General features: G+C 60.0%; 15 protein-coding genes. 6 read left to right on the forward strand and 9 right to left on the reverse strand.

Features of this window, described 5'->3' with window-relative positions; genetic code table 11:
* Window position 1: 1 nt before the first annotated feature.
* The 8 genes from G365_RS23640 to G365_RS0116940 form a co-directional block, all read right to left on the reverse strand.
* A complete protein-coding gene (locus G365_RS23640; protein ID WP_081628606.1) occupies window positions 2-166 on the reverse strand; it encodes a DUF2256 domain-containing protein in 165 nt (54 codons plus the stop codon).
* Between the two features lie 167 nt (window positions 167-333).
* Window positions 334-1320: a peptide ABC transporter ATP-binding protein gene (locus G365_RS0116915; protein WP_019646725.1), complete on the reverse strand. Its 987-nt coding sequence runs from the start codon at window positions 1318-1320 to the stop codon at window positions 334-336.
* The gene (gene dppD / locus G365_RS0116920) at window positions 1317-2297 is read right to left on the reverse strand and encodes a dipeptide ABC transporter ATP-binding protein (protein ID WP_019646726.1); all 981 of its coding nucleotides are present in this window, start codon (window positions 2295-2297) and stop codon (window positions 1317-1319) included. The genes G365_RS0116915 and dppD overlap by 4 nt, the downstream gene beginning before the upstream one ends.
* A 4-nt stretch (window positions 2298-2301) precedes the next feature.
* A complete protein-coding gene (locus G365_RS0116925; protein ID WP_019646727.1) occupies window positions 2302-3282 on the reverse strand; it encodes an ABC transporter permease subunit in 981 nt (326 codons plus the stop codon).
* A gap of 29 nt (window positions 3283-3311) precedes the next feature.
* Window positions 3312-4181 carry an ABC transporter permease subunit gene (locus G365_RS22140; RefSeq protein WP_019646728.1) on the reverse strand — a complete coding sequence of 290 codons (870 nt, stop codon included), beginning with the start codon at window positions 4179-4181 and terminating at the stop codon, window positions 3312-3314.
* Window positions 4165-4326: a hypothetical protein gene (locus tag G365_RS24650; protein WP_019646729.1), complete on the reverse strand. Its 162-nt coding sequence runs from the start codon at window positions 4324-4326 to the stop codon at window positions 4165-4167. Before G365_RS24650 ends, G365_RS22140 begins: the two co-directional genes overlap by 17 nt.
* Before the next feature lie 194 nt (window positions 4327-4520).
* Window positions 4521-6113, reverse strand: coding sequence for an ABC transporter substrate-binding protein (locus G365_RS0116935; protein ID WP_019646730.1), 1593 nt, complete (start codon window positions 6111-6113; stop codon window positions 4521-4523).
* Between the two features lie 316 nt (window positions 6114-6429).
* A complete protein-coding gene (locus G365_RS0116940; protein WP_019646731.1) occupies window positions 6430-6906 on the reverse strand; it encodes an Lrp/AsnC family transcriptional regulator in 477 nt (158 codons plus the stop codon).
* Between the two features lie 217 nt (window positions 6907-7123).
* Between G365_RS0116940 and ald the strand changes: the two genes are divergently transcribed.
* The 5 genes from ald (at window position 7124) to G365_RS0116965 (ending at window position 13490) form a co-directional block, all read left to right on the forward strand.
* Window positions 7124-8242: an alanine dehydrogenase gene (ald, locus tag G365_RS0116945; RefSeq protein ID WP_019646732.1), complete on the forward strand. Its 1119-nt coding sequence runs from the start codon at window positions 7124-7126 to the stop codon at window positions 8240-8242.
* 464 nt (window positions 8243-8706) lie between these two features.
* Complete coding sequence (locus tag G365_RS0116950) at window positions 8707-9840, forward strand: ABC transporter ATP-binding protein (RefSeq protein WP_051089923.1); 1134 nt, start codon at window positions 8707-8709, stop codon at window positions 9838-9840.
* Window positions 9841-10022: 182 nt separating this feature from the next.
* The gene (locus G365_RS0116955) at window positions 10023-11078 is read left to right on the forward strand and encodes an ABC transporter substrate-binding protein (protein ID WP_019646734.1); all 1056 of its coding nucleotides are present in this window, start codon (window positions 10023-10025) and stop codon (window positions 11076-11078) included.
* A 296-nt stretch (window positions 11079-11374) separates the two neighbouring features.
* Window positions 11375-12652: an ABC transporter permease gene (locus G365_RS0116960; protein ID WP_051089924.1), complete on the forward strand. Its 1278-nt coding sequence runs from the start codon at window positions 11375-11377 to the stop codon at window positions 12650-12652.
* Between the two features lie 13 nt (window positions 12653-12665).
* Window positions 12666-13490 carry an ABC transporter permease gene (locus G365_RS0116965; RefSeq protein WP_019646736.1) on the forward strand — a complete coding sequence of 275 codons (825 nt, stop codon included), beginning with the start codon at window positions 12666-12668 and terminating at the stop codon, window positions 13488-13490.
* Window positions 13491-13589: 99 nt separating this feature from the next.
* On the opposite strand, the gene G365_RS0116970 is transcribed toward G365_RS0116965, so the two are convergent.
* Window positions 13590-14156 carry a cupin domain-containing protein gene (locus tag G365_RS0116970; RefSeq protein WP_019646737.1) on the reverse strand — a complete coding sequence of 189 codons (567 nt, stop codon included), beginning with the start codon at window positions 14154-14156 and terminating at the stop codon, window positions 13590-13592.
* Window positions 14157-14491: 335 nt separating this feature from the next.
* Between G365_RS0116970 and G365_RS0116975 the strand changes: the two genes are divergently transcribed.
* Window positions 14492-14813 (forward strand): aldehyde dehydrogenase family protein (locus G365_RS0116975; RefSeq protein ID WP_026345452.1); only part of this gene is annotated, 322 nt, incomplete at its 3' end.

The following is a 14813-nucleotide window of genomic DNA, read 5'->3' on the forward strand; positions in this document are numbered from 1 at the left end:
CCTATGATTCCCTGACCACAGACCTGTTATCCGGAGTCTTCTTTGTCCGCCGACAGCGCTCTGAACAATATCTGACCTCACTCCAGACTTTTTCCCACTTTTTACGCCATGAGAACGGGCGCTGGCAGACCGGGCAAATTTTGGTCGGTAACTCTGACTTTTTCACGGCTCCCTCCTGCTGGATCTTGCCGACGGTACGGGCAGAACAAAGCGGCGGATCAGAAAAAACCCGGTGGCAAAGCCACCGGGTTCAAGTTTTCTCAGAGTATCAAAACGCTCCGGAGCCGTTTCAGGATACCGGACCGTCAGGTCCGGCTGAAAACACCCCGGATCTTAATCAGAGATTTCTTCCAGACGGACACAGGCAGCCTTGCGGCCATCAAAGTCACGCAGGGCCGGAACCTCTGACTTACAGGCCGCTGTCGCAAACGGACAGCGGGTGTGGAACGAACAGCCCGACGGCGGGTTGAGCGGGCTGGGCAGTTCACCCTGCAACACAACCTTGGTCTTGCGTTCAGCTTCCGACAGGCGCGGGGTCGCCGACAACAGGGCACGGGTATAGGGATGGCGCGGACTCGCGAAGATCTTGTCCTTCGGTCCCTGCTCCACCACCCGGCCCAGATACATCACCATCACATCATTGGAGATGTGTTCGACCACCGACAGATCGTGAGAGATAAACAGGAAGGCGACGCCGGTCTCTTCCTGCAGGTCCATCATCAGGTTCAGCACCTGCGCCTGCACCGACACATCCAGCGCCGACACCGGTTCGTCGGCAACAATCACCGTCGGTTCCAGCATCAGGGCACGGGCAATGGCGATACGCTGACGCTGCCCCCCGGAAAACATATGCGGATAACGTTCCGCGAATTCCGGGCGCAGGCCGACCTTCGCCATCATCTCCCGCACCTTGTCGGTGCGGTCGGTTTTGGACAGGTCGGTATTGATGACCAGCGGCTCGGCAAGAATATCCAGCACCCGCTTACGCGGGTTCAACGACCCGTAAGGGTTCTGGAACACAATCTGCACGCGGCGGCGGGCAATCTTCAGGGTATCCTCATCCGCCCCGGCCACATCTTTTCCGTCAAGGATCAGCGAACCGGAGGTCGGATTCTCAATCATCGTCACCTGACGGGCCAGCGTCGACTTCCCGCAGCCGGATTCCCCGACAACGGCCAGAGTCTGACCCGAAAACAGAGAGAACGACACATCGCGCAGGGCCTGCACATGGCCCTTGCCCTGAAACAACCCCTTGCTGACCTCATACGTCTTGGTCAGGCTGCGGGCTTCCATCAGCGGCTGCGGAGTCTGGGTGGTCATGGCGTCGGCCTCCCGGCATCGTCAAGCGGATGGAAGCAGCGGATCTTCGCCCCGGCCAGATCGCTGACCTGCGGGCGCACGGTGCGGCAGGTGGCATCGGCATAGCGGCAGCGCGGAGCCAGCAGACAGCCCTTCGGCCGGTCATAGACACCGGGCACCACACCGGGAATGGTGGTCAGGCGGCGCTTGCCGCGCGACCGTTCCGGCAATGCTTCCAGCAAGGCCTGAGTATAGGGATGACGCGGAGCGGTGAAAATATCGGGTACCTTCCCGGTTTCCACTACCTGCCCGGCATACATCACCTGCACCCGGTGCGCCGCTTCCGAGACCACCGCCAGATCATGGGTGATCAGAATCAGGGCCATGCCACGGTCCTGCTGCAGACGCAGCAGCACATCCATGATCTGGGCCTGAATCGTCACGTCCAACGCCGTCGTCGGCTCGTCGGCAATCAGCAGCTTGGGGTTACAGGCAATCGCCATGGCAATCATCACGCGCTGGCTCATCCCGCCGGAAAGCTGATGCGGGAAGGCGGACAGACGCTTCAGCGGATCGGGGATCCCCACCTGCTGCAACAGATCCGCCGCACGGTCCCGCCGTTCCTGACGGCTGCCGCCGACATGGACCTTCAGGGCTTCCGAGATCTGATAGCCAACCGTGAAACACGGGTTCAGGCTGGTCATCGGCTCCTGAAAGATCATGGCAATGTCAGAGCCGGTGATCTTACGGCGCTGCGACTGCGGCATGGCCAGCAGGTCATTGCCGTCAAAATTCAGCCGGGAGGCATTGACCCGGCCGGGATAAGACACCAGCCCCATCAGCGCCAGAGACGACACCGACTTGCCGGAGCCCGATTCCCCGACGATACCGACCACTTCGCCCTTGTCGATGGTCAGCGATACCTGATCAACCGCACGGAACGGGTTCTTTTCAGACCCGAACTCGACGGTCAGGTTTTCCATTTCAAGCAAGGCCATGGGCTTATCGCTTCATCTTCGGGTCAAGGGCATCACGCAGCCCGTCGCCCATCAGGTTGAAGGCCAGCACGGTGACAAGAATGGCCAGACCCGGGAAGGTCACCACCCACCACGCGCGCTGCACGAATTGCAGGGCGTCCGCCAGCATCGAGCCCCATTCCGGGGTCGGCGGCTGCGCACCAAGGCCAAGGAAGCCAAGGGCCGCAGCATCAAGGATGGCGGTCGAAAAGCCCAGCGTCGCCTGCACGATCAGCGGTGCCCAGCAGTTCGGCAGAATAGTGTCGAACATCAGGCGCATCTTCGATGCCCCGGCCACGCGGGACGCCATCACATAATCCTTACCGGCCTCGGTGATCACCGCCGCACGGGTCAGGCGCACGTAATGGGGCAGAATAACGATGGCAATCGCCAGAATGGCGTTGGTCAGGCTGGGGCCAAGGATTGCCACAATCGCAATCGCCAGCAGCAGGCTGGGAATCGCGAGCATGATGTCCATCGCCCGCATGATCGCCACATCGACCCAGCCGCGGAAGAACCCGGCCAGCAGGCCGAGAAAGATTCCGGCCGCCAGCGAGATGGTCACCACCAGCAGGCCGACGAACAGCGACAGCCGCGCCCCGTGCACAATGCGGGAGAAAATATCGCGGCCCACATCATCGGTGCCAAAGATATACCCGCCGGTCCCACCGGCCCAGAACGGCGGCACCAGCAGCGCGGTGCGGATCTGCTCATCCGGGGCATAGGGGGCCACAACGTCAGCCAGAACAGCGGCCAGAACGATGACGATGATGGCAAACAGCCCCATCACCGCGCCCTTGTTCTCGCTGAAATAATGCCAGAAATCGACCAGCGGATGCGGCGGAGCGCCGGAGGTCTGCTCCGCCTCGCGCGCTTCGGCCACTTCGGCGGCGTGGCTGGCGGCGGCCTGTGCAGCCGGACCGGCAGCCGCCTGCGACGGCACGGTGTTATCGTTATTATTGGTCATCAGGATTCTCTCTCACCCTCTGGCCAGATTTAGCGGGTATGCCGGATGCGCGGATTGATGATGCCATACAGCACATCGACGAGCAGGTTGACGGTGATAATCACCGACGCCACCAGCAGGATCCCGCCCTGCACCGACGGATAGTCACGGCGCGCGATGCTCTGGATCAGCCAGCGGCCGATCCCCGGCCAGGAAAAGATGGTTTCGGTCAGGATCGCCCCGGCCAGCATGGTGCCAAGCTGGAGGCCGATCACCGTAATCACCGGGATCAGGGCATTGCGGAGGGCATGGACCCCGATCACCCGCAGCGGCGACAGGCCCTTGGCCCGGGCGGTCCGGACATAGTCCTCACGCAGCACTTCCAGCATCGACGAGCGGGTCATACGGGCGATCACCGCCAGCGGAATGGTCCCCAGCACAATCGCCGGCAGCACCAGATGGTGCAGGGCATCGGCAAACGCGCCTTCTTCCTCACTCAGCAGAGTATCAATCAGCATGAAGCCGGTGGTCGGATCAATCCAGTATTCCGCCGACAGACGGCCCGATACCGGGGTGATGCCCAACGTTACCGAGCAGAAGATGATCAGCAGGAGCCCCCACCAGAAAATCGGCATCGAATAGCCGGTCAGGCTGACCGCCATCACCGAATGATCAACCGCGGTGCCCCGCTTGACCGCCGCCCAGATGCCCGCCGGAAGACCGATGGTCACCGCAAACAGCATGGCACAGAGGGTCAGCTCGATGGTGGCCGGAAACAGGGTGAGGAATTCCTCAATCACCGGCTTCTTCGTCACGATGGACAGGCCGAGATCACCCTGAATGGCATGATAGAGATACAGGGTGTACTGCTGCCACAGGGGCTTATCAAGCCCGAGCAGGGCTTTAATTAAGTTCAGCATGCCGGGTCGGGTCGATGCCACGCTCCCCCGCCAGCAGTTCCACCGGATCCCCGGGGATCATGTGGATCAGGGCAAAGGTCAGCAGCGTGACGCCGATGAACGCCGGAATGACCAAACCGATCTTCCGAAGAATAAAACCGATCATCGTTTTCGCCTGGACAAATACCGACCCTTGCCGCCCGCGCCCCCCTCCCGGGGTTGTTTGCAGCAAACAAGTCGATTGTTAATGTAAACAGAGACCCGGCTGACCCCAAAAGGCGCAATCTTTTGAGCCGTCAGACCGGAAATAAAAAACACTCCCGCAGCGCAGCATGGCTGCGGGAGTGCCTTAGCGTAACGTTACTTGGACAGGCTCATTTCCTGGAAGTACTGACCGCCCAGCGGGTCGATCTTCCAGCCCTGAACTTCCTTACGGACCGGCTGATACACCACGGAGTGAGCCACGGTGATCCACGGGGCTTCTTCCTTGAAGATCTTCTGGGCCTGCTCGTACAGGGCGGTCCGCTTGGCGACGTCGGATTCAACCTTCGCCTTCTGGATCAGAGCTTCAAAGTCCTTGTTGCACCAGCGGGAACGGTTGGCGGAACCAACGGCGTCGCAGCCCAGCAGCACGGCGAGGAAGTTATCCGGATCACCATTGTCACCGGTCCAGCCCAGCATAAAGGTGGACTGTTCACCGGCCTTGGTGCGCTTCAGATACTCGCCCCATTCGAAGGAGACGATTTCCGCCTCGACGCCAACCTTCTTCCAGTCCGCCTGAATCATTTCAGCCATGCGGCGGGCGTTCGGGTTGTACGGGCGCTGCACCGGCATCGCCCAGATGTCGGTCTTCAGGCTGGTGACACCGGCTTCGGCCAGCAGCTTCTTGGCGCCTTCCGGATCGTACGCGTAATCTTTGGTGTCGTTGTTGTAAGACCAGATGGTCGGCGGAATCGGGTTCTTGGCCTTCACGCCAGCGCCCTGATAAACCGCTTCGATGATGGCGTCCTTGTTGGTCGCCATGTTCAGGGCCTGACGGACCTTCTTGTCATCGAACGGCTTCTTCTCAACGTTGAAGCCGAGATAGCCGATGTTCAGACCGGGCTGGTTCATCAGGGTGATGTTGGCATCGGTCTTCATCGCCGCCAGATCAGCCGGGTTCGGGAAGGCCATCACATGGCATTCACCGGCCTTCAGCTTGGCATAGCGCACGCTGGCGTCCGGGGTGATCTGGAAGACAAGCTTGTCTTCCTTCGGCAGACCGGCCTTCCAGTAGTTCTTGTTCTTTTCGTAGCGGATCTGGGCATCCTTCTGGTAGCCCACGAACTGCCACGGACCGGTACCGACCGGCTCCTGATCGACCTTTTCCGGGGTCCCGGCCTTCGACATCTGATCAGCGTATTCCGCTGACAGGATGGAGGCAAAGTCCATCGCCAGGTTGGCGATCATCGGGGCTTCCGGACGCTTCAGCTTGAAGACGACAGTGTAGTCATCAACCTTTTCGATCGATTCCAGCAGGTCCGGGAAGGACATGGACTCGAAGTATTCGTAGGACCCACCGACGCCATGGTACGGATGATCCTTCTTCCACTGACGGTTGAAGGTGAACAGAACGTCGTCAGCGTTGAAGTCACGGGTCGGCTTGAAGGTCTTGGTGGTGTGCCACTTCACACCCTTACGCAGATGGAAGGTGTAGGTCTTACCATCTTCGGAAACGTCCCACTTCTCGGCCAGACCCGGCTCAACCTGGGTGGTGCCGATCTTGAACATGGAAAGACGGTCGAAGACCGCACGGGACGTGGCATCAAAGGTGGTACCAGCGGTGTAGTGCTGCGGGTTGAAGCCTTCCGGGCTGCCTTCCGAGCAGTAAACAATGGTCTTGGCATTGGCCACACCGGCACCGGCAATCGCCATTGCCAGCACGGAGGTAACAGAAAGAAGTACCTTACGCATCATGCGCTCCCTGTTAGATCGCCTGTAAAGTTACCCGCATCCGTTTTCGGATACCTTTTGACCTCTACACGCGCACGCCTGCCGGAACAACCGGCAAATCAGGTTATGTCTTTGTTTTTATTCATAACCATAGATTCAACGTACATCGTGATTGCTAAATGCTATGGACGTTTTGCATCCATCCTCAGCATGCAATAATAGCGCATCAAATTTATGGGGTGACGTTTCATCCGTATAAGGAACACTGACCGAAAGATTAGAAAAGCCGGGAAGCGCCTATCCTTTCAGGCGCATTCACCGGCTTTTTCAGGCGCAGTCACCCGCCAGAGGCCGTTGCCACCGGCATCGACGGCCTGCGAACGATGGTTCGCAGCGCGAAGTTGGACTGGATTCGCGATACACCCGGCAGCTTTGACAGCACTTCCTTGTGCATGCGTTCATAATCAGCCGCATCCTTCACCAGAAGACGCAGCAGATAATCGGCAGACCCCGACATCAGATAAGCTTCCATCACCTGCGGATTTTCGCGGATCGCAACCTCAAACTGTTCAAGATAATCCTCGGTCTGCCGCTCCAGCGTGATCTGCACCACCACAGTGGTGCCATAGCCCAAAGCAACAGAACTGACGCGGGCGGCATAGCCGATGATCACCCCTTCCCGCTCCAGAATCTGGACCCGGCGCAGACAGGCAGAGGGGGACAGCCCGACCCGCTCAGACAGTTCCTGATTGGTGATACGTCCGTCCGTCTGCAGGACCGCCAGAATGCGGCGGTCCATAGCATCAAGGTTCATGGAGATTTCTCCGATGTTTTGTCTCCCAGTGCGCAGATAATTCCATATTTACGCGCTTGCACACAAGTCTTTGCAAGGACACCGCCGGGTTTGGCGTTGTACTCTCGAAACTGATAAAGGGCCCGCCCCGCCGTGAAGACCCCGGCCTGTCCGGTGCCGACAGTCTCCGCCGGTCCGCCTGGCCCGCCCCTGATCATCAGAAGTGAGGGAGGCTTCCATGCTGATTGGCGTTCCTAAGGAAATCAAAAACCATGAATACCGGGTTGGCATGACCCCGGCTGCGGTCCGCGAGGCGGTCGCCCATGGTCACCGGGTGCTGGTGCAGCGGCAGGCTGGGACCGGCTCCGGTTTTGCCGACGAAACCTACACCGCTGCCGGGGCCGCGCTGGCGGATACGGCGGCTGAGATTTTTGCCACCGCCGATATGATCGTGAAGGTTAAAGAACCGCAGCCGGTGGAATGCAAAATGCTGCGGGACGGACAGGTGCTGTTCACCTATCTGCATCTGGCCCCGGATCCTGAACAGGCCCGCCTGCTACAGGACAGCGGCTGTACCGCCATTGCCTATGAAACCGTCACCGATGCCCGCGGCGGCCTGCCCCTGCTGGCCCCGATGTCGGAAGTCGCGGGACGAATGGCGGTGCAGGTTGGCGCAGTCTCGCTGCAAAAGGCCAATGGTGGCCTCGGCATGCTGCTTGGCGGCGTGCCCGGGGTGGCACCGGCCCGGGTTACGGTCATCGGTGGCGGCGTTGTCGGCACCAATGCCACCCGGATCGCTGCCGGTCTGGGCGCCGATGTCACGGTTCTTGACCGCTCTATTGACCGGCTGCGATATCTGGATGACGCCTTCGGTCCGGCCATCAAAACCCGGTATGCCACACTGGATGCGACTGAAGAGCTGGTATTTGCCGCTGATCTGGTGATCGGCGCGGTCCTGATCCCCGGGGCCGCCGCCCCCAAACTGATCCGGAAAGAGCAGCTCAGACAAATGAAAACCGGCGCGGTCATCGTCGATGTGGCGATCGATCAGGGCGGCTGTTTTGAAACCTCACGCGCAACCACCCACGCCGACCCGACCTATGTTGTTGACGGTATCGTCCATTACTGTGTCGCCAATATGCCCGGTGCGGTTTCACGCACCTCTACGCTGGCCCTTGGCAATGCCACCCTGCCCTTCACGCTGGCTCTGGCCGACAAAGGCTGGAAGCAGGCGATGGCGGAAGACCGGCATCTGCTCAACGGCCTGAACATTCACGCCGGAAAAATCACATATGCCGCCGTGGCAGAGGCACTGGGGACGACCGCCACCTCCCCGTCTTCTGCCCTGTCGGGTTAAAGCGGAACGCGGCGTCCAAGGTTTACGCCCCCAGGAACAGGCGCTGCCCGGAAAAGGGTGGCGCCCTGTTTTTAAGCAGACAGATCCTGTGCTGAAATAATGCACGCCCCCGTCTGAGGGTGACAGGAAATATTAAACTCCCCCCCGGGGAGTCCAGAGTTTTTCCGGGCCAGCCTTCCCAGCCACCCTATAGGGTAGTTACCGCCAAAAACCCGCACAAAGCGGGGGCTTCCGCTACGACAGGATTTTTCCGGCACCCCAAAAAAAGATTGTCTATTTTTTTAAACGTGCCATTCTGTGCGCAACAACAGTGACACACACGGGACGGCAGGATCAACAAATCCGGATGAGATGGTCTGGCAGGCAGCCCAGCCCCTGTCTTCATCTCCACAGGCAGAGTGCCACCGCCCCCGATAAAGCTGTGTCTACAGGGATAGCTTATTTCGATGGGAAAGGCCGACCGGATGTCCGCAATTGCCACCTCTGGAGCCCAGCAACCGACCGCATCCGCGGCTTCGGATACTATTGTTTCGTTCCGCGGGGTCCAGAAGACCTACGACGGCGAATCGCTGGTGGTGAAAAATCTTAATCTTGAAATCCGTCGTGGCGAATTCCTGACCATGCTCGGGCCATCGGGGTCTGGCAAGACGACCTCACTGATGATGCTCGCCGGTTTCGAAGTGCCCACCCACGGCGAAATCCTGTTCGACGGCCAGTCCCTGCGCAACACCCCGCCGCATAAGCGCAATATCGGCATGGTGTTCCAGAACTACGCCCTCTTCCCGCACATGACCGTGGAAGAAAACGTTGCCTTCCCGCTCTCGGTCCGCCGCGTACCGAAGCATGAGCAGAAAGACCTCGCCCGCAAGGCGCTGGCAATGGTCAAGCTGGAAGGCAAGGAAAGCCGCCACCCGGGTCAGCTCTCCGGCGGTCAGCAGCAGCGTGTGGCGCTGGCCCGCGCTCTGGTGTTCCAGCCGAAACTGGTGCTGATGGATGAGCCGCTCGGCGCGCTGGACAAGCAGCTGCGTGAGCATATGCAGATTGAAATCAAGCACATCCACGAACGGCTGGGCGTCACCATTGTCTACGTGACCCACGATCAGTCGGAAGCGCTGACCATGTCGGACCGCATTGCGGTGTTCAACGACGGGATCATCCAGCAGCTCGACAGTCCGACCGGCCTGTACGAAACCCCGCAGAACAGCTTCGTCGCCCACTTCATCGGCGAAAACAACATCCTCAATGGCGAAGTCACCGCCGTTGACGGTGCGTTCTGCAAGGTCCGCCTCAACGGCGGCCATGAAGTCACCGCCCGCGCCATCAACATCAAAGGCGTCGGCAGCCGTACCAGCCTCTCCTTCCGTCCGGAAAAGGTGCACATCGAAGGCATCAGCGCGGATCATCCGAACCAGCTTCCGGCACGGGTGGAAGAGACGATTTATCACGGCGACCATGTGCGCGTGCGCATGACTGTCGCCGGCAGCGAAGGCTTCACCGTAAAGATGCGTTTCCGCGCCAGCCGCCCAATCCCGGTTCCGGGAGAGGAAATGGCCGTCGCCTTCGCAGCGGAAGACTGTCTGGCGCTGGATCCGGTTTAACCGGTGGTTTCATGGGAAAGCGGTTCCGGCTGAGACACCGGTGCCGTCTGATCCGCCGCGTATCTGGTTTTGATCCGGTCCCATGGAAACAGGGAGTCCAGGACCGGGTCTTTTTCAGGGCAGTCCCCTATCTCCGGCCGCGCCGGGGCAGGCCTGCCCCCAACACTGGGAGACCGAAGAGCATGCTGTTCAAGAAAATGCTGATTGCCGGTACCGCCGCCGCCACTGTGCTTGCCGCCACTGTCGCCGGGGCATCGGCCCGCGACCTGACCGTGGTGTCCTGGGGTGGGGCCTATCAGGAAGCCCAGAAGAAGGTTTACTTTGAGCCGTACAAGGCGACCTCTAAGTCCAACCTGATCGACGAGTCCTGGGATGGCGGCGTCGGTGTGCTGCGTGCCAAGGTCGAAGGCGGTAACGCCACCTGGGATATCGTGCAGGTTGAATCTGACGAACTGGCCCTCGGCTGCGAAGAAGGCCTGTTCGAAAAGCTGGACTTCTCCAAGATCGGCGGCAAAGACGCCTACATGAAGGAAGCTGTCAACGACTGCGGCGTCGGCGCCATCGTTTACAACTTCGTCCTGGGCTACGATAAGGACAAGCTGAAGGACGGCCCGAAGTCCTGGGCGGATTTCTTCGATACCGCCAAGTATCCGGGCAAGCGCGCCCTGCGTAACGGCCCGAAGACCACCCTTGAAATCGCCCTGATCGCCGACGGCGTTGCCCCGAAGGACGTCTATAAGGTTCTGGCCACCGAAGAAGGCGTGAACCGCGCGTTCAAGAAGCTCGAGACTGTCCGTAAAGACCTGATCTTCTGGAAAGCCGGTGCCCAGCCGCCGCAGCTGCTGGCTTCCGGTGAAGTGGTGATGACCTCGGTCTATAACGGCCGCGTCGATGCCGCGAACAACAAGGACGGCAAGAACTTCGGGATCGTCTGGGACGGCTCTCTGTTCACCCTCGACAGCTGGGTCATCCTGAAGGGCAGCCCGAACGTCGACGCCGCCTACAAGGCGCTCGAGTTCATGGGCAAGGCGGATGTGCAGGCCGGTCTGCCGACCCACATCGCCTACGGGGTCACCAACAAGGACGCCAAGAAGTATATCAACCCGAAGCGCCTGAAGGATCTGCCGACGGCTGACGAGAACATCGCCAATGCCATCGAGATCAACACTCAGTTCTGGCTGGAAAACAACGACCGCCTGACCGAACGCTTCAACAAGTGGGCCGCCAGCAACGGCTGATAGCCTGACAGACAGTCTGGGCGCCGGGTCCTCACCGGCCCGGCGCCTGACTTTTTCTGTGGTACAGGCGGGTAAAGCGTTCAGACCTGCCCGCCTGTCTGCATCTGCTGCGAACAATGCCGCAGTGACCGTCGTCTTCGATGTCCGAAGACCGCACAGACCACCTCCGCGCAGAAGACTCTCCGCGTTTCTGGTCCTCCGCCTCACCCTGCGGTATCGTTACCCCTGTCCCACGGCTCCCGCCGCATCAGGGGCCTTCAGCGCCCGCTTCCGTGACCGCTTTCCGGGAAGATCCGATGACCGTCCCAGCCTCTGCCTCTGCTGTCCCGGCCCCGGCCGGATCAGCCCAACACAATGACAGCCCCGCCGCGCTGAAACAAAAGCTGCGCCGCGCCGAGCGGGTTCGCAAACTGCGGGCCATGGGCCTGATCGCCCCGCTGTTCTTTTTTCTGCTGATCACCTTTGTGGTGCCGATCCTTGATATGATGCGCCGCAGTGTCCACGACACTGAACTGTCCACCGTGTGGCCGACCGTCACGGCGGCGATGGACAGCTGGAAGGACCGGGGCAACGTGCCGGATGAGGCCGTTTTCGCCGCCCTTGCCAAGGATCTGCGCGCCGCAGGGGAAACCAAGACCCTTGCTGTTGCCGCCCGCCGCCTGAACTACGCCGTCGATAACGGACGCTCTCTGGTGTTCGGCACCGCCCGCCGTTTGCCGGTGGACGCCACCAACTGGAAAGAAACCCTGATCGGCATCGAGCCGCGCTGGGGGCAGGTTGCAACCTGGAATGCCATCAATCAGGCTTCCGGCCCACTGACAACCTTCTATCTTCTGGCGGCGCTTGACCGCGAGAAGCTGGCCGATGGCAGCATCGTCAAGGCGCCGGAACAAAGCTCTATCTACGTGGATATTCTGGAGCGGACCTTCACGGTCAGTCTGTCGGTCACGCTCCTCTGTCTGGTTCTGGGCTTCCCGGTGGCGTATCTGCTGGCAACCCTGCCCGCCAAGCATGCCAATATTCTGATGATCCTCGTCCTGCTGCCGTTCTGGACCTCTCTGCTGGTCCGCACTGCCGCCTGGGTGGTGCTGCTGCAGGAACAGGGGCTGGTCAACGAGCTGCTGCTGGCTCTCGGGATCATCGAAAAACCGATCCGTATGATCTACAACCGGATCGGCGTCTATATCGCCATGACCCATATCCTGCTGCCCTTCATGATCCTGCCGCTGTATTCGGTGATGAAAGGCATCAAACCGCACTTCATGCGCGCTGCCACGTCTCTCGGGGCAACCCCGACCGAAGCCTTCGTCCGCGTTTATCTGCCGATGACCCTGCCCGGCATTGGGGCCGGGGCCCTGCTGACCTTCATCCTTGCCCTTGGCTACTACATCACCCCGGCACTGGTCGGTGGCGCTGCGGATCAGATGATCAGCTTCTTCATCGCCTTCTACACCTCCGATACCGTCAACTGGGGCATGGCCTCGGCGCTGGGGGCGGTGCTTCTGGTGGCAACCCTTGTGCTCTACAGCCTGTACAACCGGCTGGTCGGCATCAGCAACATGCGGCTCGGATAAAGGAGGGCACATCATGGCAAGCACCCATAACCGTACCCTTCAGGAAAAAGTCTGGATCGGCGTTCTTTATGGCCTGTCCGCCGCCGTTCTGGTGTTCCTGATGGCCCCGATTTTTGCAATCGTCCCGCTGTCGTTCAACTCCGGTCAGTTTCTGACCTACCCGCTGGAAGGGTTTTCCCTGCGCTGGTATCAGGAGTTTCTCAACAGTGATGCCTGGATGCGGGCGCTGAAGAACAGCTTCTTCGTCGGCATCATTTCCACGCTGCTGTCCACCTCGCTCGGCACTCTGGCCTCACTGGGGCTGACCCGTGCCGATTTCCGTGGCAAGTCGATCGTGATGGCGGTTCTGCTGTCACCGATGATCGTGCCGATGGTCATCACGGCGGTCGGATTTTACTTCTTCTTTGCCCCGCTGGGTCTGACCGCCAACTATACCGGTCTGATTCTCGCCCATACCGCACTGGCCACCCCGTTTGTGGTGATTACGGTCTCGGCTACGCTGCAGGGGTTTGACGGCAATCTGGCCCGCGCCTCCTCCAGCCTTGGCGCAGATCCGGTGACCACCTTCTTCCGTGTTGTCCTGCCGCTGATTGCGCCGGGCGTGTTCTCCGGGGCGCTGTTTGCCTTCGCCACCTCCTTCGACGAAGTGGTGGTGGTGCTGATGGTCGCCGGGCCGGAACAGCGGACCCTGCCACGGGAAATGTTCTCCGGGATCCGTGAAAACATCAGCCCGACCATCACCGCTGTTGCCACAGTCATGATTCTGGTCTCGGTGGTGATGCTGGCAACACTTGAACTGCTGCGACGCCGGAATGAACGGATGCGCGGGATCCGCTGATCGGCCTTTCCCTTTGCTTTTCTGTTAAAAAACCGGCTGTTCCATTACGGAACAGCCGGTTTTTCTTATCTCTTCGGGACCGAGGTATGCCCCTGCCCCTTACAGATAGGGCGGCGTACAGGCAGAAACGATCACACACGGCTCATCGAATGGATTGCGGAAGCGGTGCGGCTGACGGCTGTCGAACAGGTAAGAATCACCGGGCCCCATGACGAACTTCTGTTCACCCACCGTCAGCTCAAAGCGGCCAGAAACCACGACCCCGCCTTCGACGGAAACGTGCTGTAACATGGTTCGCCCGGTGTCAGAACCCGGCTCGTAAACCTCATGCAAAATCTGCAGATTATGCTTTCCGGCATCCCCGACCTGCCGGAAAGAGATTCGGCCCTTGCTGTCCCCCTGAAGGTCGCTGGCGATTTCAAACAGTTCGCTGGCCCGGAATACGATCTTTTCTTCCTCGGGGATCTCGTAACTGAAAAACTCCGACAGCGTCATCGGTATGCCCTGAAGAACCTTCCGCAATGAGGCCACCGAGGGGCTGTTGCGATTCTGCTCAATCAGGGAGATTGTACCATTGGTCACCCCGGCACGCCGGGCGAGTTCCCGCTGGGACAAGCCCGCCGCCTCCCGCACCTGTCTCAGGCGGGTTCCGACGTCGATCTCCATGGGTGACTCCTCTCTCATACCGTCTAATATTTTAAGGCATTTTTTTTCTTGGGCCAACACTCGTGTCACACCTTACCCCATGCTGGCAAACGGTTGTCGAAGATACCGTTATTATGTTGATAACATCAGGATTTTTCGGGTGTTTTCCAGCATGTTGAGCCACATTCAAAACCCGGCATGCTTCCGCATTAAAACACAGTGATTCCTGTTGTCGAATTTTTTAAACGGTAGTAGGCTCTTTCCTGTGATGCACGAAGCGCCGCTTTCCTGATCCACTGAAAGCCAAGACACCGCCGTGCGTGTTGCGCCACCATCCCGAAGGGAAAGGCTCCCCCATGACTTCTCCGACCCCGTCCTTTATCAGCAATCCGTCCCTGTACCGCACGCAGGGTTACATTGACGGGCAATGGCAGGCCGCGGCGAGCGGCAAGACCTTTGCGGTCCTGAACCCGGCGACGGGGGAAGAGCTGGCGCAGGTTCCGGATATGGGTGCCGCCGAGGCAAAGCAGGCGATTGCAGCGGCGCATGCGGCGCTGCCGGCCTGGCGGGCGAAGACGGCGAAGGAACGGGCCAACATTCTGCGCAAGTGGTACACCCTGATTCTGGCCAATCAGGAAGATCTGGCGCAGCTGATGACCGCCGAACAGGGCAAGCCGC

Source organism: Novispirillum itersonii subsp. itersonii ATCC 12639 (genome assembly GCF_000381985.1).
Lineage (GTDB): Bacteria > Pseudomonadota > Alphaproteobacteria > Rhodospirillales > Rhodospirillaceae > Novispirillum > Novispirillum itersonii.

Coding starts and splice junctions, on each gene's coding strand:
- G365_RS0116915 (WP_019646725.1), bottom strand. CDS start 1,320: ATGACCACCCAGACTCCGCAGCCGCTGATGGAAGCCCGCAGCCTGACC.
- G365_RS0116970 (WP_019646737.1), bottom strand. CDS start 14,156: ATGGAGATCGACGTCGGAACCCGCCTGAGACAGGTGCGGGAGGCGGCG.
- G365_RS0116940 (WP_019646731.1), bottom strand. CDS start 6,906: ATGAACCTTGATGCTATGGACCGCCGCATTCTGGCGGTCCTGCAGACG.
- ald (WP_019646732.1), top strand. CDS start 7,124: ATGCTGATTGGCGTTCCTAAGGAAATCAAAAACCATGAATACCGGGTT.
- G365_RS0116960 (WP_051089924.1), top strand. CDS start 11,375: ATGACCGTCCCAGCCTCTGCCTCTGCTGTCCCGGCCCCGGCCGGATCA.
- G365_RS0116965 (WP_019646736.1), top strand. CDS start 12,666: ATGGCAAGCACCCATAACCGTACCCTTCAGGAAAAAGTCTGGATCGGC.
- G365_RS0116955 (WP_019646734.1), top strand. CDS start 10,023: ATGCTGTTCAAGAAAATGCTGATTGCCGGTACCGCCGCCGCCACTGTG.
- dppD (WP_019646726.1), bottom strand. CDS start 2,297: ATGGCCTTGCTTGAAATGGAAAACCTGACCGTCGAGTTCGGGTCTGAA.
- G365_RS22140 (WP_019646728.1), bottom strand. CDS start 4,181: ATGCTGAACTTAATTAAAGCCCTGCTCGGGCTTGATAAGCCCCTGTGG.
- G365_RS24650 (WP_019646729.1), bottom strand. CDS start 4,326: ATGATCGGTTTTATTCTTCGGAAGATCGGTTTGGTCATTCCGGCGTTC.
- G365_RS0116935 (WP_019646730.1), bottom strand. CDS start 6,113: ATGCGTAAGGTACTTCTTTCTGTTACCTCCGTGCTGGCAATGGCGATT.
- G365_RS0116925 (WP_019646727.1), bottom strand. CDS start 3,282: ATGACCAATAATAACGATAACACCGTGCCGTCGCAGGCGGCTGCCGGT.
- G365_RS0116950 (WP_051089923.1), top strand. CDS start 8,707: ATGTCCGCAATTGCCACCTCTGGAGCCCAGCAACCGACCGCATCCGCG.